The organism is Thiobacillus sp., from assembly GCF_024708915.1.
Genome location: NZ_JANJXQ010000268.1, coordinates 1 through 2,370, shown reverse-complemented (window position 1 = coordinate 2,370; position 2,370 = coordinate 1). Strand labels below are relative to the sequence as shown.

Genomic DNA, 2,370 nt, shown 5'->3' with positions numbered 1-2,370 from the left:
ACGCGCACCGCCAGCAGCCGTCCCAGCAGGGCATGCGCGGGCAGCGTGGACGACAGCGTGAAATCGGTTGCGGACGGCATGGCGGCATTGTAAGCCGTGCATTGCGATGCGCCGCGGGGTGCGACAATTTGTCCGCTTGCGTGCGGCAAGCTGCGCGCCAGGTAATGGCTCGACCCATGCGCTGCTGTCTACGTGGCAGTATTTTCCGGCGCGGTCACATGCCCTGCGACGATATGCCACATTCCGCGGGCGCGCCTGAAACAGGACAATTGAGTCCCTTTTGTCCATTTCCGGAGCGTGAGCGACATGCCGTGTCCTGTTTTTGCCCCCCGTCTGCTGTCTGCCCTGATTGCCGCCAGCCTGCTGCCGCTCGGCGCCAGCGCGAACGAAGCGCAATTGCCGACCGTCGAGGTGGTGGATACCCTGGAGAAGGCTGCGCCGTTCGCCGCCGGGGTCGAGAATGCGCCGGCGCTGCGCGCCACGACGAGCGACACGGCGAGCCTGCTCAGGGATGTCCCGGGTGTGAGCCTGTACGGTTCCGGCGGCGTTTCCAGCCTGCCCGCGATCCATGGTCTGGCGGACGACCGCCTGCGCATCAAGGTCGACGGCATGGATCTGATTGCGGCCTGCCCCAATCACATGAACCCGGCGTTGTCCTACCTGGATCCGTCGCAGGTCGAATCGATCGGCGTCTACGCCGGGATCGCGCCGGTCAGCGTCGGCGGCGACAGCATCGGCGGCGCGATCGTCGCCAAGACCGCCGATCCCGAGTTTGCCAGGCCGGGCGAAGGCAGCCTGGTCAAGGGCAAGGTCGGCACCTACTACCGCAGCAACGGCAATGCCAAAGGCGCCAACGCGGCAGCCACCTACGCGACCGAGGGATTCAACATCTCCTACACCGGCGCCATCGCCCAATCGGACAACTACGACGCCGGCGGCAACTTCAAGGACCGGCTTTTCGTCGCGGGAACGCCCGCCGGCTTCACCGGCCGCCCGGGCCACACCCTGCCGGCCGACGAAGTCGGCTCGACCGCTTACGACACACGAAACCATACGCTGGGGCTGGCGTTCCGCGGCGGCAGCCATCTCTTCGAGGCAAAATTTGGCTACCAGGACATGCCCGAGCAACTGTGGCCGAACCAGCGCATGGACCTGCTCGGCAACGAACAGAAGCGCGTCAATCTGCGCTACGTCGGCGACCGCGACTGGGGCAAGCTGGAGGCGCGCGTCTACCATGAGGACGTCGATCACTTCATGGACTTCGGCGCCGACAAGAAGTACTGGTATCTAGCGGGAACCCCCACTTATGCCGGCGCTCCCTGCGGCGTGCCCAGCGCAACCTGCGCCGCCGGCATGCCGATGAAAACGGAGAGCACCAACACCGGGGCCGTCGTCAAGGCCGATATCGACCTGACGCCGCAGGATCTGCTGCGCGTCGGCGCCGAATACCAGCGCTACCGGCTCGACGACTGGTGGCCGGCTTCCGGTGCGGGGATGTGGCCCAATGCCTTCATCAACGTCAACGACGGCGAGCGCGACCGCGCGGCGCTGTTCGGCGAGTGGGAAAAGCAGTTCAACCCGCAGTGGATGACGCTCGCCGGCGTGCGCTTCGAGCGGGTGAGCATGGACGCCGGCGACGTGCATGGCTACAACCTCAACACCTTCCCGACCACCGTCGCCGCAAGCGCAGGCAACCAGACCCGCGACGCCGCCAACTTCAACAATGCCGACCACAGCAAGACTGACAACAACTGGGACATGACCGTGCTGGCGCGCTACACGCATGACGCCACGCGCGACGTCGAGTTCGGCTTCGCCCACAAGACGCGCTCGCCGAACCTGCACGAGCGCTACAGCTGGTCGACCTGGCAGATGGCGGCGCTGATGGTCAACTGGGCCGGCGACGGCAACGGCTATATCGGCAACCTCGACCTCGACCCCGAGCAGGCCAACACCGTGTCCGCCACCTTCGACTGGCACGCAGCCGATCGCAGCTGGGAATTCAAGGCGACGCCCTACTACACCTATGTGACCGACTACGTCGACGCGGTGCAGTGGGATGCCACGGCGAACGCGCCGCGTGCGGCGCTGCAGACCGACCAGTTCACGGTGCTCAAGTTCGTCAACCAGTCGGCGCGGCTTTACGGCGTCGACCTGTCCGGCAAGATGCCGCTGGCGAAGACCGGCACGGGCGAGTATGGGCTCAAGGGGCTGCTCAGCTACACCCGCGGCGAGAACCGCGATACCGGCGACAACCTCTACAACATCATGCCGCTCAACGCCAGGCTGACGCTGACGCACAAGCTGCGTGGCTGGGACAACGCCGCCGAACTGGTGATGGTCAGCCGCAAGGACGACGTGTCCGCGATG

1 protein-coding gene is annotated in these 2,370 nt (G+C 65.9%); it reads left to right on the top strand.

Translation table 11 applies throughout. From position 1 onward, the window contains the following. Nucleotides 1-306: 306 nt before the first annotated feature. The coding region (locus tag Q0L94_RS17570; protein ID WP_296755932.1) for a TonB-dependent receptor at nucleotides 307-2,370 on the top strand (2,064 nt) is incomplete at its 3' end.